The sequence below is a fragment of the Portibacter marinus genome (assembly GCF_021533195.1).
Classification (GTDB): Bacteria; Bacteroidota; Bacteroidia; order Chitinophagales; family Saprospiraceae; genus Portibacter; species Portibacter marinus.
Genome location: NZ_JAJNKB010000005.1, coordinates 157,474 through 176,584, shown reverse-complemented (window position 1 = coordinate 176,584; position 19,111 = coordinate 157,474). Strand labels below are relative to the sequence as shown.

The window sequence follows — 19,111 nt, the reverse complement described above, 5'->3', positions numbered from 1 at the left end:
CTTTGTTTGATTTTAATACAGATTTAAATGACACGGAAGGCAGTAGTGATTGGTTCAGGTATTGGTGGATTATCGTCTGCTATCAGATTAGCTGTAAAAGGTTATGAGGTAGAGGTTTTCGAAAAAAATCAAGAACCCGGTGGAAAATTGGTCGAATTCAAATTGGGACCATATCGCTTTGACTTTGGGCCATCGTTATTTACCATGCCGCAATATGTAGATGAACTATTTGCCATTGCTGGTAGAAATCCGAAAGACTATTTCAGATATAAATCTTTGGATGAGGCTTGTAGATACTTTTATCCAGATGGCTTAGAATTTATAGCGCCAACAGACCCGCAAAAATTCGCAGAAAAGGCTTCAGAGATATTTGATGTTTCTGAAAAACAAATCACAAAATACTTCGACTACAACGAAAAAATTTTAAAAAAATCAGGGCATATTTTCCTGAATGAACCTGTTCATAAACTCAAGACCTTTCTTAACAGTAAAGCCTTAAATGCCGCAGCTCAGTCCTATGTTATCGAATTGTTTCGATCTATGAATACTGCTAATAAGAAAGCATTAAAAGATCCCAAGTTGGTCAAGTTGTTTAACAGATATGCCACTTATAATGGGTCCTCTCCTTTTCAGGCACCTGCCATTTTAAATAGCATTAGTGTTTTAGAACACTTGCATGGAACTTACTATCCAACCGGAGGCATGTCTTCGATTACACAAGCTCTCTACCAATTGGCTTTGAGCTTACAGGTAAAGTTTACGTTTAACGAAAAGGTCGATGAAATTCTTTATGAAAAATCGATTGTTAAAGGTATTAGAATAGGCGACAAGCAAGTAGATGCCAACGTGGTTGTATCCAATATGGATGTAGGTTTAGCCTATAATCAATTACTTCCAAAAATGAACCCGCCTTCTTTTTACGCTAATAGGGAAAAGTCCAGTAGCGCCGTTATTTTTTATTGGGGTGTACGAACTCAGGTCAAAAAGTTAGGACTACACAATATCTTTTTCGCTCAAGACTACTCTGAGGAGTTTGAAGATATCTTTAATCGTAAGCAAATTCATGCTGATCCGACCATCTACATTAACAATACTTCTTTTTACGATTCAGGAGATGCACCGGAAGGTTGTTCGAATTGGTTCGTGATGGTCAATGCTCCAGCTGTGAGGAATATTAATATTGATGCACTTAGAAACAATGTTATTCTCAAATTGGAAAGACTTCTTAAAATTGATCTGGCAGACTTAATCGAGGAGGAACGAGTCGTGACACCACAAATCATTGAGAGTCAGACACTATCGCATCAGGGTGCGCTTTATGGATCCAGTTCTAATTCCTGGATCAATGCCTTTATAAGACACCCGAATTTTTCTGGCAAACTAAAGGGATTGTATTTTGTTGGAGGAAGTGTGCATCCAGGAGGAGGAATTCCTTTATGTTTACTTTCTGCAAAAATTGCAACTGAATTAATAGATGAATAGAAAGAGCTGGGCAATCCTTGTATTAATTGTTCTTCATGTTGTAGGCATATTCGGTATATTGAGTCCTGTTGGAGAATATTTCCTGATACTTACGCCACTCAATCTATTGATCAGTCTAGGTATCCTGGTTTCCTTTCACCATAAAAAGACTAACACCTTTTACTTGTCCATGGCCATTATAATGCTAGCGGGATACGCAATAGAGGTAATCGGCGTTAACACTGGTTGGCCATTTGGAAATTATCAATATGGTGATCCGCTAGGTCCCAAATGGTTGGGGACACCTTTTATGATAGGAGTAAATTGGTTCATCTTGTCTTACTGTGCTGCCATAGTATTTAGAAAAGTAACACCATCAGCATTAATAAATGCTATTTTAGCTGGGCTTTCCATTACTGCCTTCGACATGATATTAGAACCCGTTGCTATTTATTTGGATTTCTGGACCTGGTCTTCAGAGCAGGTTCCTATACAAAACTATATCACCTGGGCAGTTTGTATCACCGCATTTGTTTATTTATATTATAAAATGCAATCAAAGGCTAGTAACCCATTGGCCAAATGGGTTCTCGCTGTCCAATTGGTATTTTTCTCTGGACTTTTAATCGGTTCTCAATTATGATTCTAGGAGCTTTGTATTTAATTCTTGATTTCTTAGCTATTTCGTTTCCATTACTGAGAAGCTGGGACAAACGACTTAATTACTATCAGAAATGGTATGCTTTGTTTCCCGCCATTGCCATTGTTGATGTGATCTATATCATTTGGGATGTTCTCTTTACTAAAGCAGGCATCTGGAGCTTCAATCCCCGATATCTGGTTGGCTGGGACATCATCAATCTGCCGGTCGAAGAGTGGTTGTTCTTCATATTTATACCTTTCTCTTGCATTTTCATTTACGAAGCCACCCTTTTTTACATCAAAAAGAGGCCTTTAAAAAAAATTGCCCGGCCTTTATTTGCTGTAATGGGGGTTTTCTTGTTGATCATTGGATTACTCAATCTTGATAAAACCTATACATCGCTCACCTTCATTCTGACCGCTTGCTATTTGTTTGTTCATCTTCTGTTCTTCAAAAGGGATTTTTTGGACCGATTCATTTTTGGATATCTCTTTTCGCTGATACCCTTTATTTTGTTCAATGGTATATTGACTGGTTCATTTATAGAAGACCAAATTGTTTGGTATAATAACGATGAAAACCTTGGAATAAGGCTTGGGACTATTCCGATTGAAGATTCTGTATACCTCCTACTATACTTATTAAGTATAACCACAATATATGAAGCTATTCTGAAGAGATTTCCGCTAATTGGTATCGATAATAATTAGATCACCATCTTTCACTCCCATACCACTTAAGGTATCATCTCCTCCAACTGCTTCGCCGCTCCGTTTAATGTTAATCGCAAAATTCATATTCTCGTTAAGAACCCCGGCATCAATTAGTTCAGAAATGATATCCATTCCTGTTATATCACCTGGCACTTCAAGTTCAAATTCGTCTCCTTGCGGAATAATAGAAACATTGATGGTCAAACTTTCAGAATCTTCAACGACTGAACTTTCTCGAACGCCTTCCTGAGAGTAGTCATTTTGATGCTCAGAGCTATCAATGTGCTTTGCAGCTGGATTGGTAGGTGATTCGGATGAAACGCTTGCTGCGGCAAGCTTTGTGGCTGTCTGGATTAGTTGTTTGTTCACTTGAGCAAGCTCTAAATTAAGGTCGGCCTTTTCAGTCTTCAATTTATTGATCTCAGCTGCAGAAGTTTCCAGTTGAGCATTAAGTTCCTTCAGTCTTTGATCGTTGCTTTTGACCTTAACTTCTAATGCCTCATTCTCTTTGGCTAAGATTTCTTTCTCTTTAATATTCTTTGCCGCCAACTCTCCTAATTCTTTGGTCTGTTTGGCCAGGTTATCCTTAAATTCTTTCCCTGTATTTAAAGCTTTATCTAATTCTTCCTTCAGGGTATTCAACTGATCTGTATGGAGATGCTTTGCAGTGTTTGATTCGTCTAGCTGTTTCTCTAAATCCTCTATTTTCTTCTTTAATTCTTTTTCCTTTTTCTTAAAGGCTTCAATTTCTGCCTTGGCATCTATATTCTCTTTTATAGACTCTTTGTTAGTAGCTTTAATTTCTGCCAACTTTGACTTAAGCTCCTGATTTACAGTTTCTCGCTTCTCTATTTCTTTATTAAGTTCATCCACTTGTTTGGCAAAAAAGTCAATTTTTTTAACTTCTACTTCCAGCTTACTTACAGTTTCTTTTTGAGCAATACCCTCCTCTTTTTGTTTTTCTAACTGCCCTTTGACTTTTTCAAGTAAAGAACTAGCTGACTGAAGTTCTTTGTCTTTCTTCTCCACCTCTTTTTCTAGCTTTCTGACTTCATTCTGAACTTCCGCTTTGTTCTTTTGCTCCTCTTTTACCTGGCTCAAAATTTCTTTTATTCTGCTGTCCTTTTTCCTTATACTTTCCTTTAAATGTTCAATTTCATTTTGGGCATGCTCCACCAAAGATTGGTCACTATTTTTACCCGCTTCCAGGTCCTTTAACGATTTAAACAAAGCATCTTTTTCTGACTTTAATTGCTTAAGCTCATTAGAAAGGTCTTCAAGCTTCTTTGTCTTAAGATTAGCTTGTTTTTCGATGGCTACTTTTTCGACCATCATATTTTGAAGTTGATCTTCTAACTTCTCTATATTCGCACTGTGTTGATTGGCTTCCTCGAGTGCTTTTTGATATTCAAGCTCTAAGTCATTTAATTTATCTTTGTATGTTGATTCTATATCGGCTTGCTCTCCTTCCAGTCGCTTTACCATGGCCTGGAGAATTTGAATTTCAGACTCAGCCTCCTTCTTTTCCTTATCGACATCCTGACTGGAATCCTTCAGGTGATTGACTTTCTGATCAAGTTCACTTTTCTTTTTCTTCAGTATTTCAACTTCGTCAAGCGCTAGATTGCGCTCTTTCTTCAGTTGATCTATGACCTTAATTTTTTCGCTGAGTTTTTGCGTTAATTCCTCTGTAGTATTTTTTTGATCTTCATTTTCAATTGCCTTGAGTTCATTTGTCAGTTTTTCGTTCTTACTAGACAGTTCACTATTCTCATTATCTTTTTCAGCCAATTGAAGTCTTAGGTCCTGAATGACTTTTTGTGCACTAACCAGTTCAGAATTGAGCTGTTCTTTTTCTGCATCTAGTGTTCCTAATTGTTGCTCTAAATCATTGATATCGTTCAACATAGTAGGATCCTCCTCAACCTCAACTTTCTGAATATTGCCGGGCATAGTGTTTCCACTATCTGAATCCTCTTGACTATCGCTATATTCTGCCCTTGACCCACTGAATTCCTGCGGATCAAATTCCTCAATGTCTGTTTCTACAAATCGCTGCTCTCTTGGATCGAAAGGCTCAGTGGAGGGAACAAAATTCGTTTGTATCTTGGATGGAGTTCTCTTCTTTATGACAATCTTGCCGCTGGGTTTTGGCGACGCGGACTCATTTGGTGCATCAGTTTCTTCCTCTTTCTTTTTTTTATTAGAAAAAAACTTCTTTAACATAAATTTCCAGATTTATATGTACTCAAAGGCAAAAACTATACCCTTAAATAGCCTATTCCAACATACAATATAAGAGAACTATTACAAAGATGCTTGAATATTATAGATTTTACATAAGTTTTACTATTTGAGTATGACCTCTGTTGCGCCGTCATTATTGATCAGATGAAATGCATTGACTTCGTCCATAGTATTAAGATAACTGTGAATATGTGCTCTCAGCACACCCGTACCTTTTCCATGTATAATGGTGATAAATTTGAAATGACTTCTTAAAATTTCATCCATATATTCTTCGAATGCCTTCACTTGAAAATCTGCAATTCTTTCAGGTAGGGCATTTACCAGAGAAGGGTTCAACTTTTCGATGTGCAGGTCTATCTGGGGCACTAAAGATCGACCGCTTAATTTAACTTCTAATTCATTCTGTTTGAGTTGTTTAAGTTTTTCATCATGCTCACTTTCCTTCACACTTTCGAGGTTTTGGGGCCTCACTAAAATCATCTTTTCTCCAACTTTAACCCTAAGTCTTCCATCATCACTTTCTCCCTGATAGCGACCTATTCGTCCACTACGTTTTAACCTAAGAAGATCTCCTATCCACAAATCATTGATATCTATCATTCGAAATACTAAAATTCTATTAATTTAGGAACATATAAAATCATATCATGAGGTCATTAATCTGGTTTTGCCTTTTCACTTTCTTTGTATTTTATGCCAATGGGCAGATAATCTTACAATTAGATGTACCGGAAAATCACCTTCCTAAAGATGGTAGGGTTCTCCTTCTTATTTCTAAAACAGCTGAAATCGAGCCAAGGTTTCAAATCAAGGACAATGACGAGACACAATTGGTTTTTGGCTTAGACCTTGAAGACAATTCAGAATTTGAACTCAACCTTAAACTTGAAGATTTTTATGGGTACCCTATTGCAGAAATCAAGGATGTACCACCTGGCGAGTACTTTGTCCAATTTCTAATTCACAAGTATGAAACATTCTCCCGTTCTGATGGTCATACTGTAAAACTGCCAATGGACAGAGGCGAGGGCCAGCAATGGAATAGGGCACCGGGCAATATCTACTCTGTTCCGGTTAAAATTAATCTCAAGGAATTGACAACACATACATTTGAAATTACGGAAGTAATTCCAGAAATAATAGGGCCTGAAGATAGCAAGTATATAAAGCACATTCAGATTCAAAGTAAATTACTCAGCGATTTCTGGGGCAGGCCTATGTATCTGGGAGCACACGTTTTACTTCCGGAGGGCTATGACGAGCATCCTGAGGTGAAATATCCACTGGCTATTATGCATGGACACTTTCCCAGTGATTTTGGAGGTTTCAGAACGGACCCACCGGACCCGGATTTAAAGCCCATTTATAGTGAAAGATTTGGAATAAATGGTTACAATAATATTGTTCAGGAAGAAGAATATAGATTTTACATGCTATGGACAGGCCCTGACTTCCCAAGGGTGATTGCCATTAAGATTCAACATGCTAATCCTTATTATGACGATTCATATGCTGTTAATTCAGAAAATCTTGGACCGTATGGCGATGCTATCACTTATGAGTTGATACCTTATATCGAAGAGCAATTTAGGGGAATCGGAGAAGGTTGGGCCAGATTTCTATATGGTGGATCCACAGGAGGTTGGGAGGCCCTGGCGGCTCAGGTTCTATATCCCGAAGAGTACAATGGTACTTATGCTGCCTGCCCCGACCCGATAGATTTCAGAGCTTATTGTCTGGTCAATCTTTATGAAGATAACAATGCCTACTATATGCCCGGAGATTTCAAACGCACATTGGTCCCTGGTCATCGAGACTCACTGGGTCAGGTTTCAGCTACACTTCGTGATATGAATTTGAAGGAGTTAGCATTGGGTAGTAATAGTAGATCAGGTCAGCAGTTTGATATTTGGGAAGCAGTCTACTCTCCAGTAGGTGAAAATGGCTATCCGAAACGGATATGGAATAAAGAAACAGGAGAGATTGATAAAGACATCGCTGACTACTGGAAAGAAAATTATGATTTAAGATACATCATGGAACGGGACTGGACCACTATCGGTCCGAAGCTGGAAGGGAAAATTAACATCTATTGCGGTGACATGGATAACTACTATTTAAACAATGCAGTTTATCTGACCGAAACGTTTCTGGAAGGTACGACAAATCCATATTATAAAGGTACCATTGATTATGGCGATCGTGCTGAACATTGTTGGAATGGTGCCCATGATTTACCAAATTATATTTCCAGATTGCGTTACCATGAAATGTTCATCAACAAGTGGGCAGAATCTATTGAATCTCGAGCTCCAGCGGATGCCGATTTAAAATCCTGGAGATATTAATGAAAAGAGCACTTGTCATTTCAGGTGGAGGGAGTAAAGGGGCCTTTGCGGGTGGTGTTGCAGAATACCTGATCAAGGAACAAGGCATAGACTATGACATCTTTGTAGGAACCAGTACGGGCAGTCTGATGATACCTCTGCTGGCATTAGGAGAAATTGAAAGACTCAAGGATGCTTACACCAGCACAACACAAGACGATGTTTTCAACAGTTGTCCATTTATAGTTGAAAAAGTGAATGGCCAAGTAGTGGATACACACATCAATCATCTCAAAATAGCCTTGAACTTCATCAAGGGCAAGAAAACATTCGGAGAAAGTAAAGCACTTAGAAAACTGATTTCACGGTTCTTTACCAAAAAGGAATTTGAAAGACTAAAAGCTACGCGTGAAAAAGTGATCGTAACAGTTTCTAACTTAACCAGGAATGTAGTCGAGTACAAATATGCTAAGGATTACTCTTATGAAGATTTTTGTGATTGGATATGGTTGTCTTGTAACTTCGTACCTTTTATGAGTTTAGCTGAAAAAAATGGATACGAATATGCAGATGGAGGTTTTGGCAATTTGATTCCTATCCAGGAAGCTATAGATGCCGGTGCGGAAGCTATAGATGTTATTGTTTTGAATCCCAGACTACAAATTACCAATAAACCGAAGTCAACTAATGCTTTTAATCTACTGACCAACGCGATCGACTTTATGATCCATCAAATCGCTCAGGATGATATGTATCTCGGCTTATTGGAAAGTAGGCATTCCAATATCAAAACGAGATTCTTTCATACTCCCCATTTGTTAACTGAAAACTCTTTCGTGTTCGAGCCTGAGCAAATGAAAGCCTGGTGGAGAGAAGGGTACGAGTATGCATTCTTGAAATTTGCAAAATAAATAGTGAATATTTTTGATTTGCAAAATTAAAAAGTATTATATTTGAAAGATAAAGATATTAACCCAATAAAATTCCAATGTCTAATGTACGATGAATCATTCGCAAGAATAAGTGTTGTAGATTAGATACGTTAGATCCTTCTAACGGGGGTCTCCTGAGCAATCGGGAGACTTTTTATTTTAGATCATCCTTGAATTTCGTATAACACATGCTTCAGGAGGGGATCTTCTTTGTCTAGTCGAGGAAGATCAAATTGACCTATTTTTTCCATTCCTAATTTTCTCATTACATTTACAAAAAAACACCATGCACTTGACTGCCCCCAGCGGCGTAGCCTTTTCCCCGCTACGTTCTTGCTAATCTCCAGCCGATATCTAATGCAGGGGTAAATAAAGAATCAAACCCTAACCCAAATGCCTCCGGAAAAAAATTCAATACTTCAGGATCTGAGCTGAGCTCAACAAAATAAGGGATGTCGTTATCTCTCCATATACAAAATACTAATCTATTAGAAAAAAATAAATATTTTATTTGCATAATTTAGATAAACATCTTATATTAGTATTACAGTTGCAGAGAACGGACAAAGATTATTTTTTGATTCGCTTTTATTGACAAACAATTGCAAATTCTCTGTTATCCTTAGTGATAGTGCAAAATTGATTAAATATCTGAGTTAATAAAATACGAGTGATTAAGAAACTTCTTTGTTGTGTCTTAACTCATAAATCCAACTTGAGTTGTAAAAGAGACACGGAGCTAAGCCGAATTATTTCGACTTAGCTCTTTTTTTGTTATGCCCTATTGTCCTCGTGAATCTAACGAGTATTTTGCTGTAGCCTTGATTATTTAAGCTTCAGTACGCTACTGATTGCACAAAACATACTGAGCTGCTTGTTCAGTCGCCTTAAATCTCTATACCTTTTAACTTTCTATACAATTCAGTGGCATATGCATCAGTCATTCCAGAAATATGATCCAAGACATTCATGGTCCGAAGATAATAGTCATCACTGTTCAGATGCAGATGATATTGACCTGGGATAAGTGCAACAATGGTTTTATCAAGGTGCGACTTTGTTTCTCGCAAAACAGCCGGTAAATAGATGCTCAATAATTCAGACATGACATGAAAGCCAGCAACTTCTATTTCAAGTACCGACTCATGTCTGTAAATTTGTTCGTATGATACTTTCTCCACCTCTTTAAGTGCACCTGTTTTACGCTCTATTTCGTCAATTAATCCAGAGGAAAATTCACCTTTTAATATGTCTTCTTGATTGTCCATAAACTCCCGTACTGAAGCAATCACTAGTGCACTGATACACTTGGCTCTGAGATAAGCAATCGATTCATTGTCATCGCCAATCCCTTTAAAAGTTGCAAGGACACTTGAAACATTCACTTCCTGCAAATCCAACTTTTTGATGAGGTCGAGAAATAAATCACTCACTATTGCCTTGGATAACAGACCAATTCTGTGAGCATCTTCCATATCAATGATGTTGTAGCAAATATCATCAGCCGCCTCTACCAAATACACAAATGGATGGCGATGATAAGAATAAGCATCTAAATCTTCCTTGAATCCCAGACCTTGAGCCACACTTTTAAAGATCTCCTTCTCACTTTGAAAGTATCCATACTTTTTTCTGTGTCTAAAGCTTTTGTCTTGATGAGATGAGCTGCATGGATATTTAAGAATGGAAGCCAGGGTAGTTAGAGTCAAACCGAGTCCACTGGGAGATTTTCCCCTAAACGACTGGGTTAGTACACGCAATGCATTGGCATTACCTTCGAATAAAGTCAGATCTCTCCACTGTTCTTTTTGATAGAATTCCCTTAATGGCTTACCATCAATCTCCATCTTATCATTGACCTTGAAAAAATTAGATATAGCTTCTTCGCCGGAATGTCCAAAAGCCGGATTGCCAATGTCATGAGCTAGACAACCAGAGGATATGACAGAAGAAAGGTCGCGGGAGTAAAAAGTAATGGCTTCGGGTCCGAGATTGATGTCATCATTTTCTATCAGAAAGTGACCTACAAGCTCACCCAATGAACGGCCTACGGAAGCCACTTCCAGCGAGTGCGTTAGTCTATTGTGTACAAAAGTTGTTCCCGGCAGAGGAAACACTTGCGTCTTGTTCTGCAATCGCCTGAAAGAAGAAGAGAAAATGATCCGATCATAATCCTTTTGAAAGTTTGACCGTCCATCCTTCTTGGGTACAGATTCAGCCAAACTCTTACTAGTGAAACAGGTATTCCAGTTCATAATTGCAGTATCAAGCTGCAATATTACTGATATTATTTAAAATCCAGCCGCCTGACCATCTTTTCTGGATTCCGTAGCACCGAAATATACTTTATTTTCCGCATCCCATTTAATGGCCTGGTAACCTCCGTATATACCATTGGAATACCGTACTCGATGTCCTTTCTCCATTAATGCTCTTATTGCCTGATAGTCAATGCCAGATTCCAAACTCAGCCATCCACTGTCTGTCATTTGTTCTCCGGTGGGTTCCGAAGAACCACTATGGCTGATTCTCGGTGCATCTCCAGCTTCTTGTATATTCATACCAAAGTCCACAATGTTCATAACAATCTGTGCATGTCCCTGCGGTTGCATTGCCCCTCCCATTAGTCCAAAGCTCATGAAAGGTTTACCGTCTTTTGTAATAAATGCCGGTATAATCGTATGGAAAGGCCTTTTACCAGGTTCCAGTACATTATAGTGGCCATCCTCCAGCGCAAATAATTCACCCCTATCCTGAAGAACAAACCCCAGACCCGGAGGGGTAATCCCAGAACCCATTCCTCTGTAGTTAGACTGAATAAGAGAAACCATCATCCCATTTTTGTCCGCTGTCGTTAGATATATGGTTTCACCGGTTTCCAATTTTCCGGCATTAAGCTTTGATGCAGCTCTGTCTGGATCAATCAATTGCGTGCGCTCGATAGCATACTTCTTTGAAATCAACCAATCTACCGGTATATCATTGAAATCAGGATCGGCATAATATTTCGCGCGATCTTCAAAAGCCAGTTTCTTGGCTTCTGTAAAATGATGAATGTATTCACTGGAACCAAACCCCATAGATGCTACATCAAAATTTTCCATAATATTAAGGATTTGCAATGCAGCAATGCCTTGTCCATTAGGTGGAAGCTCCCATACGTCATATCCTCTGTAATTTGTAGAAACTGGCTCTACCCACTCCGACTCATGAGAAGCCAGATCCTCAACGGTTAGAAATCCACCCTCATCTTGAATGTGCTTGGCAATGGTCTGTGCCACCTTTCCCTCGTAAAATCCTTCGCGACCTTCAGTAGCTATGATTTGCAATGTATTCCCCAACGCCGGATTTTTAAATATCTCACCTTTTTGAGGCATCTTGCCATCTTTCATGAATACATCTTCAAAGTTTGGAAATTTGGCCAACCACGAACTTCGATTCATATAGTAAGAAATCAGTTCTGAAACCGGAAATCCATTTTCTGCATACCAGATGGCTGGAGCTAAGATTTCTGTCATCTCTTTACTACCAAATTTCTGGTGTAATTCAAACCAGCCATCGACGCATCCCGGAACAGAAATCGGCAGCACTCCATGGGAAGGAATTGAAGTCATTTTATTTTCTCTGAAGTAGTCCACGGTCAATTTCTTAGGTGACCGACCACTGGCATTTAAGCCGTACAATTTTTCAGTTTGGGGATCCCATACGATGGCAAACAAATCTCCACCTATTCCATTGCCTGTAGGCTCCATAAGTCCCAGACACGCATTTGCTGCTATGGCAGCGTCTATGGCGTTTCCACCTGACTTTAGAATATCCAGAGCAACCTGAGTGCAAAGCGGCTGAGATGTAGCAGCCATGCCATTTTGCGCAATGACTTCAGACCTGGTTGCTCTTACATTTTCAGTTACACGATCCTGTGAATTCAGAGCATAGCTCCACAACACAAGAATTATTGAGACAAAAATTTTATACATAATTTATGATTGAATCCTTAAATTACAAATAACAAATTAATATACGGTGATGAAAAGAACGAAAACAGTCGATGAATATATTGAAAAACATGCTGATCGAAAATTAGAGATTCAAAAGTTAAGATCGATTCTGCAGGAATTACCTTTCGAGGAATGCATCAAATGGGGTATGCCGACCTATACTGTCAAAGGAAAGAATGTATTGGGTATTGGTAGTTTTAAGCATTGGTCTTGTTTATGGTTTCATCAGGGCTCATTTTTAAAAGATGAAGCTGGAGTACTTGAAAATGCACAGGAGGGAAAAACAAAGGGGATGCGACAATGGAGATTTGCAAATAAAGAAGCCATTGACCCAGACCTGGTTAAAGCCTATGCCATTGAAGCCTATGAAAACCAGATGGCCGGCAAAGAAGTGGACATTGCAAAGCCTGCCTCTGAACTTATCCCATTACCTCAGTTACTGGCTTCACATTTGAATAAAAATGGGAAACATTTGAATACCTTTGAATCTTTCACGGTTTCACAAAAGAATGAATTTTCTAATTATATCAAAGAAGCGAAAAGAGAAAAGACCAAATTAGACAGATTAGAAAAAATCAAAAATCTTTTAGAGGAGGGCAAGACTTTAAAGTCGCTCTGGTCATAAGAATATGAAGATTACATTGTATCACATTACAGGTATCTTTATTCTTTCTCAATAAAGAAAGGTCACTATAGTCTAAACGTAAATACTTGCTACATGATCACAAACGATCAATAATAAGCTGGCATCTTTCCTTCGCCGATGCCAATAAAGCAATTAATGCAAAATAATTTCTATTTAGTGGAGCTGCTGGGATTCGAACCCAGGTCCAGAGAAAGCACCAAAGAGCCTTCTACATGCTTAGCTTATACTTTAATTTTAATCCTCGGGTAGATGTATAAGCAACCTTGCCCTCGGCTTATCTTCTTTAATTTCGCCACTGATCCAAAGCGAGACCAGCCGCTAGTCTGAAACCGTTTGATAGGCATGTGCACTGTGTATCAGACGTCAAGTGCAGTGCCTAAATAGCTTTATAATCCTAGATTATGCCGCTAATGCGAAATTGTTTTCGCCAATTATTGTTTGATTGTCATTTTTAAGGAGTAAACAATCTTTCCCCTGCATGCTTACTAATCGATCAACTTTCCTGTCGATACCATTCAGCCCCATATTTCAAAATACGCTTATAACTTTTTTAAAAGCATCAAGACTAACGACCAAAAAATAAGAATCGTTCACCAATTTTCCGTAAATCTTGAAAAAAAAACAAATTATTTTTAGATCCGCGAACTAATTCATTCATAATCAGGTTATAATAATTGGAACAAATATGTAGCGCTATATCTATTATGATATTTTACATTCTTTCCCTACTTGAGCCATCAGTGCTAAATTTCCTTTAGGGTGAATTTTGTTCTGTCTTTTTTTAACTAATAAAATTTTTGAAATGAAAATTAATGTGAAAATTATTGATGTAAATGAAAATTGGGCGTCTATTAAATATAATAGATCTGCAGCTAAGTCCAGAATAAAGACAGATCGTTTGACTAAGGATTACGAAAAAGGAATACTGAATGTTATAAATAGCGAAATGCTAGAACCTTACATGGAAGCTAAGTAACCATTGGTTTATTTGACTTAACTTAAGAGATTGACAATGTGTTGAACAAGGATAAAAACAATTTTATTTTGTATCTTCGCGAGTCTATTCGTTCACAAAATCAAAAATATGTCAAGAAGAAGTTTAAAGAAATTCGATTTCGGTAAAGGAATTTATTACTTTAATATAAACAAAGGAGCAAATTCCAATATCACCATTAAGAGAGTTGAGAAAGCAAAAGCAATTGATGCTTACAAATCTTACGTTAAATCTTACCAGGATAAAGTGGAATGGTTAGGAAAATGGGATGGAAGTAAATTTATCGAAAGCGATGTTGAGAAATTAAGCAAGGCTAGCTAAGAAAACAATATACAACGACTTATCTTGGGGCCCGGATTCTACTTAGAGTTTCGGGCCTTATGTTTAGGTACGATGCAATATATCTGAGCGGAACATCATACGCGATTTCAGGATAATCATTCACAAATTTTTCATATCGTTCTGTCGCATCTAAAATATGCATGGCAATCTCTTTCTGTTCCTTCATCTTATACGCTTTTACTACACACCTGATTAAGAAGAGAAAAAATTCTGGAACTTTTTTTCCAAAAGCGATAAGCTGATCATAAGTCCACTCAATGACAATCAGGTCTGTTAAAGCTTCACAATGAATGGAGTCCTTTGTCCTCAGAAAAAAATCAGGAATCGATGCCACTACAAAATCCGGGCTTCTCATGAATGTTTTAGTATACTCTTCACCTCTCTTATCCACAACAAAGTGACGTACGATCCCATCAATCAAAAAATACGAATGGTCAATGATTTTACCCGGTTCAGCTAAGAGTGATTTCTTTTCTATGGATTTCATTTTTCCAAGAACCAACAATTCCTTTAACTGCTCGAATTTAATTTTTGTCGCTTTTACTAAAAACTCATTGATTTCCTTTTCATTCATTGTTCTGTAGGGTGGTTTACAAAATTTTGGAGATATTCGAATGGTTCATTTAGATATCCATCATTGGTAGTGATACTTGCCCTTCTGAGCATTTCACTTTCTTCTTTCAACATTTCTGGGAAAACATACTTGAGAAACATATCCCCAAATGCCTCGGAGGCGTCTCGTGGTAGTTCATTAGGCAAATTATCTATGGCCATGACATTGACGACTCCTTCTCCATATGGTTCAGTTTCGACTCCTGTTGCAACCTGATAGCCATAAATTGGATCTTCAATCGTGGAAGGTCGAATGGTAGAAGGTATTGAGCTTTCAGGTGCAATATCACAAGTAATATCGGCTATGGTATTTATCTTAAAATCGTCAGATTTCATATCTTCTTTAGTAAAAAAAGCAGGAGCCCTCTTGTCCCAATAAATGCCATTGATAAATAAATCAGTCATCGGTAAAAAATTTTCAAAGTCAGATTCATAGGCATCCGGTTCATTGTAGAAATCTTCGACATTGTCAAAGACTTGTCCATCCTTGCGCTTGGCATAATAAAAGCTATGTAATTGGGTATATACAGCATGTTCAAATTCATGTGTGGCGTAGTCCAAAGCTGATACTTTCTTAATGCCCATGTCGTCGAGCACACTGGCAGCACCATTCGCTACCCTACCCGTCCCTGTTAAGGCAATCTTCATTTTAGGCAATTTCAAGGTTTTGTAGAATTGTTTGGCCTCCTCATAATTATAAAAATCTTTCATCCTGGGAATAGCACCTTGTAAATAGGTATAGATTCCATTATGGGCACCAACTATTCCTGCAAATTTCCCAAATGCAATGAGCCTTCTGCCACTGTCATCTGTAATTGCTTCATAGTCGATCAGCCTGATTTTTCTTTTTAAAACCTCCTGTAGCAAACCTCTGTTGTAAACCTGTTCTTTAAAGGTATGAGAGAAGAAAAAATAAGTTTTCTCAGCAATCAAAGATTCAATCGGCACTTCTTTTACTCCGACAAGAACATCACAGTCAGAAAGATCTGATCCTAATTCTATTCCTGCATCCCTGTATTCTTCATCAGAAAAGACTCTAACATCTGAAGGTTCTACTATAATTTCAATTCCCTGATCCTTAATATACCTACAATGTGAGGGCGTCAGGCACACTCTACTATCCGTAGGGATTTTCTTTTCACTTATTACACCTATTTTCATCATTTCAAGGTAGCAAGATTTATTCGCACAAAAAAAAATAGGGTCATACTATTTAAAGTATGACCCTAAGTGATTTTTCAATAACATTTGCAAGATTCTTGTAAAAGTATCTCCAAATGCTTTTTCTGAAAACTCAACCTCATTATGCTAAATATTGAACTAAACAATATATTTAATATTACTCGTCCTCAGTCAATGGGAACATTTTCAATATCCTTTAATTAGGAGGTCATGTTTCGATATTTTTGTATTTCAATTTCTTGTTGGATCTTATCATCCCTTGATTATAAACGAAACAGATTTCCAGAAAAGTCGGAAATTATTGGCAAAGAAAAATCTAAAATTGCCGTACGAACGTATGGCGGCTCCATATTTTAAAATTTTCTTCTCATCGTTTAGAGAATCTATTAATTTCTTATCTAACTGACTCGTTCAGTATTAGCCTTATTCTAAAAAGTTTAAACGGAAAAGTCTGGCGTGTTGCAATCTTGAAGAATTTAAGATTATAGAAACAAAAAGGCAATTCGAGATGGATAAGCCATCAATAAAATCTCTACTTTCAAAGAACATTAATTAATACATGCAAAATAACAATAATTCTTATTCTTGTCAATTATTTGCACTATAATTTTTTACATTGATTAAAAGACCTCTTCAATACTCTTTAATATTGCTTTTTATGCATATATAATTCTGTATAATGAAATATCAATTGGTTGTTCCGAATTTTATACTAAAAAAAATAGCCAGCATTAAAATGCCGGCTACTTTTTTTCTTGTTAATCTAGACCCAATTTATAGTCAGTTCCTTATCTCGGGTTACCTCTCTTCCATAAATGGATATCCATAATCTCTTGGTGGGACGAAAGTTTCCTTTATGGTTCTAGGTGAAACCCATCTGTATAAATTCAATATCGATCCAGCCTTATCGTTGGTACCACTTGCTCTGCCTCCTCCAAATGGTTGTTGACCCACTACCGCACCTGTTGGCTTGTCATTGATATAAAAATTACCCGCTGCATGCTCAAGCTTTTTCGTAGCGAGGCTGATGGCATATCTGTCCAATGCCAAAATAGAACCCGTTAAGGCATAAGGTGATGTGGTATCACAAATTTCCAAAATCTCTTCAAAACTTTCCTCTTCATAAACATAGATGGTCAATACCGGTCCAAAAATCTCTTCACACATAGTAGTAGTTCGAGGACTGTTGGCTACAATCACTGTAGGCTCAATGAAGTAACCTACCGACTTATCATAACCACCTCCAATGATGATTTCTGCATCATCTGAATCCTTCACGCCATCTATATATTTGGCTATTTTATCAAATGCGCGCTCATCAATAACTGCATTGATGAAATTTGTAAAATCCTCAGGACTACCCATTTTAAAAGAGTTAACCTGACTTTCCAGTTCTTCTTTGACTTCATCCCATATTTTTGCAGGAATATATGCCCTGGAAGCTGCAGAACACTTTTGTCCCTGAAATTCAAAAGCACCTCTGGCAAGGGCAGTTGCCACCTCAAGTGGATTGGCAGATTCATGGGCGACTACAAAGTCTTTTCCTCCAGTCTCACCAACGATTCTTGGATAAGACTTGTATTTACTGATATTTACGCCGATGGTTTTCCAAAGATGTTGGAAAACTCCCGTGCTTCCGGTAAAATGCAGTCCAGCAAAATCCTTGTGATTAAAAACCACTTCTCCTGCTTCAGGACCGTCCACTAAAATCAAATTGATCACTCCATCAGGCAAACCTGCCTCTCTAAAAATTTCCATAATCAAGGCAGCTGAATAGACCTGTGACTCCGCGGGCTTCCATACTATTGTATTTCCAAGCATGGCGGGAGCAGCACATAAGTTTCCAGCGATTGCAGTGAAATTGAATGGAGTAATGGCAAATATGAAACCTTCTAAAGGCCTGTATTCTAATCGATTCCAAATTCCATCAGCACTTTCTGGTTGTCCGGAATAAAGCTCGGCCATATATTGCACATTGAACCGCAGGAAATCTATCAACTCACATACCGCATCAATTTCAGATTGAAAAGCATTTTTCGACTGGCAAAGCATGGTCGCCGCATTCATTCTGGCTCTGTAAGGACCGGCTATCAGATCTGCAGCTTTCAGGAAAATGGCTGCTCTCTCCTGCCACGGAAGATCTGACCAGGCTTGCTTAGCCTGTAGGGCTGCATCGATCGCTTTCTCCACATGACTTTTATCTCCCATATGAAATACCCCTAATTTGTGTTGATGGTCATACGGTGGATGCATCGAAACCGTTTTACCGGTTCTGACCTCTTGTCCTCCGATGAACATAGGCACATCCACTTCCGCAGACTTCATGATCTTAATGGCTTGCTTCAATTCTTTTTTACTCTCCGATCCCGGCGCGTAATCAAAAATGGGTTCATTTATCGCTAATGGTGGCTCAAAAAATGCGTTTGACATATATTTTTCTCTTTTATATTTTTTGCAAATGTATAAAAACTTCTCTGGGTAGAAAATGAGACACATCTCCTCCACCCTTAATGATTTCTCGAACGATCGTCGACGAAATATGTGAAAATTCTGGTTTGCTGATCAAAAATAAGGTCTCCAGATCATCGCCAACGATGCTGTTAAGTTGTGAAATGGTTTTCTCATAGTCAAAATCTGAAGCGTTCCTCAAACCACGTAGCAAATATTTCGCATTGATGGATTTACAATAGTGCGCAGTAAGACCCTCAAACTGAGCGATTTCAACTTTATTATAATCCTTAAAAACCTCACGGAGCCAATCAAGCCTTTGGTCCAAATCAAACAAATACTTTTTTTGAGAATTCACACCGATGGCCACGATAATTTTATCAAATAATGGTAGGGCACGTTTGACTAAATCTAAATGTCCAGAGGTTATTGGATCAAAAGATCCCGGAAATACAGCAATATTCATCTCTTATCTATTATAGGTCAATGATTTTATTCTGGTTTTGAATCATTTCAATTATAAAAGTACAGCTAATAACGTAAACAGTTTATTTTTGGCCTCC

Annotated in this window: 16 protein-coding genes and 1 other RNA gene; 8 read left to right on the top strand and 9 right to left on the bottom strand. The window is 37.9% G+C overall.

Annotated elements, in window-relative coordinates; all coding sequences use genetic code 11:
* Positions 1 to 27: 27 nt before the first annotated feature.
* Genes crtD through L2567_RS13445 form a run of 3 tightly spaced genes read left to right on the top strand, consistent with a single transcriptional unit; the run spans position 28 to position 2,814 of the window.
* The gene (crtD, locus tag L2567_RS13455) at positions 28 to 1,482 is read left to right on the top strand and encodes a 1-hydroxycarotenoid 3,4-desaturase CrtD (RefSeq protein WP_235298310.1); all 1,455 of its coding nucleotides are present in this window, start codon (positions 28 to 30) and stop codon (positions 1,480 to 1,482) included.
* Complete coding sequence (locus tag L2567_RS13450) at positions 1,475 to 2,104, top strand: carotenoid biosynthesis protein (protein ID WP_235298309.1); 630 nt, start codon at positions 1,475 to 1,477, stop codon at positions 2,102 to 2,104. The genes crtD and L2567_RS13450 overlap by 8 nt, the downstream gene beginning before the upstream one ends.
* Positions 2,101 to 2,814 carry a lycopene cyclase domain-containing protein gene (locus L2567_RS13445; RefSeq protein WP_235298308.1) on the top strand — a complete coding sequence of 238 codons (714 nt, stop codon included), beginning with the start codon at positions 2,101 to 2,103 and terminating at the stop codon, positions 2,812 to 2,814. Before L2567_RS13450 ends, L2567_RS13445 begins: the two co-directional genes overlap by 4 nt.
* Here L2567_RS13445 and L2567_RS13440 read toward each other — a convergent pair.
* Both L2567_RS13440 and L2567_RS13435 read right to left on the bottom strand, forming a co-directional pair.
* Positions 2,791 to 5,043, bottom strand: a complete 2,253-nt coding sequence (locus L2567_RS13440; RefSeq protein ID WP_235298307.1) for a hypothetical protein — start codon at positions 5,041 to 5,043, stop codon at positions 2,791 to 2,793. The genes L2567_RS13445 and L2567_RS13440 overlap by 24 nt on opposite strands.
* A 123-nt stretch (positions 5,044 to 5,166) precedes the next feature.
* Entirely contained in the window at positions 5,167 to 5,667 is a 501-nt protein-coding gene (locus L2567_RS13435; protein WP_235298306.1) for a Smr/MutS family protein, read from the bottom strand.
* 47 nt (positions 5,668 to 5,714) lie between these two features.
* Here L2567_RS13435 and L2567_RS13430 point away from each other — a divergent pair, with 47 nt between their 5' ends.
* Together L2567_RS13430 and L2567_RS13425 are read left to right on the top strand one after the other, a co-directional pair.
* Positions 5,715 to 7,415, top strand: coding sequence for a hypothetical protein (locus L2567_RS13430; RefSeq protein ID WP_235298305.1), 1,701 nt, complete (start codon positions 5,715 to 5,717; stop codon positions 7,413 to 7,415).
* Positions 7,415 to 8,305, top strand: coding sequence for a patatin-like phospholipase family protein (locus L2567_RS13425; RefSeq protein WP_235298304.1), 891 nt, complete (start codon positions 7,415 to 7,417; stop codon positions 8,303 to 8,305). Before L2567_RS13430 ends, L2567_RS13425 begins: the two co-directional genes overlap by 1 nt.
* 908 nt (positions 8,306 to 9,213) lie before the next feature.
* Here the strand turns inward: L2567_RS13425 and dgt are convergent.
* Together dgt and ggt are read right to left on the bottom strand one after the other, a co-directional pair.
* Positions 9,214 to 10,581 (bottom strand): dGTP triphosphohydrolase, encoded by a 1,368-nt coding sequence (dgt, locus tag L2567_RS13420; RefSeq protein WP_235298303.1) that lies wholly within the window; start codon positions 10,579 to 10,581, stop codon positions 9,214 to 9,216.
* 36 nt (positions 10,582 to 10,617) lie between these two features.
* Positions 10,618 to 12,303, bottom strand: a complete 1,686-nt coding sequence (gene ggt / locus L2567_RS13415) for a gamma-glutamyltransferase (RefSeq protein ID WP_235298302.1) — start codon at positions 12,301 to 12,303, stop codon at positions 10,618 to 10,620.
* Between the two features lie 49 nt (positions 12,304 to 12,352).
* Here ggt and L2567_RS13410 point away from each other — a divergent pair, with 49 nt between their 5' ends.
* A complete protein-coding gene (locus tag L2567_RS13410) occupies positions 12,353 to 12,949 on the top strand; it encodes a YdeI/OmpD-associated family protein (RefSeq protein WP_235298301.1) in 597 nt (198 codons plus the stop codon).
* Between the two features lie 175 nt (positions 12,950 to 13,124).
* Here the strand turns inward: L2567_RS13410 and ssrA are convergent.
* Positions 13,125 to 13,493: a transfer-messenger RNA gene (gene ssrA / locus L2567_RS13405) on the bottom strand.
* A 279-nt stretch (positions 13,494 to 13,772) separates the two neighbouring features.
* Between ssrA and L2567_RS13400 the strand changes: the two genes are divergently transcribed.
* Both L2567_RS13400 and L2567_RS13395 read left to right on the top strand, forming a co-directional pair.
* Positions 13,773 to 13,946, top strand: a complete 174-nt coding sequence (locus tag L2567_RS13400; protein ID WP_235298300.1) for a hypothetical protein — start codon at positions 13,773 to 13,775, stop codon at positions 13,944 to 13,946.
* A gap of 108 nt (positions 13,947 to 14,054) precedes the next feature.
* A complete protein-coding gene (locus L2567_RS13395) occupies positions 14,055 to 14,285 on the top strand; it encodes a hypothetical protein (protein WP_235298299.1) in 231 nt (76 codons plus the stop codon).
* Between the two features lie 19 nt (positions 14,286 to 14,304).
* Here the strand turns inward: L2567_RS13395 and L2567_RS13390 are convergent, their stop codons facing one another.
* The 4 genes from L2567_RS13390 to coaD form a co-directional block, all read right to left on the bottom strand.
* Complete coding sequence (locus L2567_RS13390; protein WP_235298298.1) at positions 14,305 to 14,880, bottom strand: Crp/Fnr family transcriptional regulator; 576 nt, start codon at positions 14,878 to 14,880, stop codon at positions 14,305 to 14,307.
* On the bottom strand, positions 14,877 to 16,079 hold the full coding sequence (locus L2567_RS13385; RefSeq protein WP_235298297.1) for an NAD(P)-dependent oxidoreductase: 1,203 nt from the start codon (positions 16,077 to 16,079) through the stop codon (positions 14,877 to 14,879). Before L2567_RS13385 ends, L2567_RS13390 begins: the two co-directional genes overlap by 4 nt.
* A gap of 819 nt (positions 16,080 to 16,898) precedes the next feature.
* Positions 16,899 to 18,530, bottom strand: a complete 1,632-nt coding sequence (pruA, locus tag L2567_RS13380) for an L-glutamate gamma-semialdehyde dehydrogenase (protein WP_235298296.1) — start codon at positions 18,528 to 18,530, stop codon at positions 16,899 to 16,901.
* 13 nt (positions 18,531 to 18,543) lie between these two features.
* A complete protein-coding gene (coaD, locus tag L2567_RS13375; RefSeq protein WP_235298295.1) occupies positions 18,544 to 19,014 on the bottom strand; it encodes a pantetheine-phosphate adenylyltransferase in 471 nt (156 codons plus the stop codon).
* Positions 19,015 to 19,111: the final 97 nt, after the last annotated feature.

Bases quoted from the DNA above. Each gene is read 5' to 3' on its own strand.
- crtD (WP_235298310.1), top strand. From the start codon at position 28: ATGACACGGAAGGCAGTAGTGATTGGTTCAGGTATTGGTGGATTATCG.
- L2567_RS13450 (WP_235298309.1), top strand. From the start codon at position 1,475: ATGAATAGAAAGAGCTGGGCAATCCTTGTATTAATTGTTCTTCATGTT.
- L2567_RS13445 (WP_235298308.1), top strand. From the start codon at position 2,101: ATGATTCTAGGAGCTTTGTATTTAATTCTTGATTTCTTAGCTATTTCG.
- L2567_RS13440 (WP_235298307.1), bottom strand. From the start codon at position 5,043: ATGTTAAAGAAGTTTTTTTCTAATAAAAAAAAGAAAGAGGAAGAAACT.
- L2567_RS13435 (WP_235298306.1), bottom strand. From the start codon at position 5,667: ATGATAGATATCAATGATTTGTGGATAGGAGATCTTCTTAGGTTAAAA.
- L2567_RS13430 (WP_235298305.1), top strand. From the start codon at position 5,715: ATGAGGTCATTAATCTGGTTTTGCCTTTTCACTTTCTTTGTATTTTAT.
- L2567_RS13425 (WP_235298304.1), top strand. From the start codon at position 7,415: ATGAAAAGAGCACTTGTCATTTCAGGTGGAGGGAGTAAAGGGGCCTTT.
- dgt (WP_235298303.1), bottom strand. From the start codon at position 10,581: ATGAACTGGAATACCTGTTTCACTAGTAAGAGTTTGGCTGAATCTGTA.
- ggt (WP_235298302.1), bottom strand. From the start codon at position 12,303: ATGTATAAAATTTTTGTCTCAATAATTCTTGTGTTGTGGAGCTATGCT.
- L2567_RS13410 (WP_235298301.1), top strand. From the start codon at position 12,353: ATGAAAAGAACGAAAACAGTCGATGAATATATTGAAAAACATGCTGAT.
- L2567_RS13400 (WP_235298300.1), top strand. From the start codon at position 13,773: ATGAAAATTAATGTGAAAATTATTGATGTAAATGAAAATTGGGCGTCT.
- L2567_RS13395 (WP_235298299.1), top strand. From the start codon at position 14,055: ATGTCAAGAAGAAGTTTAAAGAAATTCGATTTCGGTAAAGGAATTTAT.
- L2567_RS13390 (WP_235298298.1), bottom strand. From the start codon at position 14,880: ATGAATGAAAAGGAAATCAATGAGTTTTTAGTAAAAGCGACAAAAATT.
- L2567_RS13385 (WP_235298297.1), bottom strand. From the start codon at position 16,079: ATGAAAATAGGTGTAATAAGTGAAAAGAAAATCCCTACGGATAGTAGA.
- pruA (WP_235298296.1), bottom strand. From the start codon at position 18,530: ATGTCAAACGCATTTTTTGAGCCACCATTAGCGATAAATGAACCCATT.
- coaD (WP_235298295.1), bottom strand. From the start codon at position 19,014: ATGAATATTGCTGTATTTCCGGGATCTTTTGATCCAATAACCTCTGGA.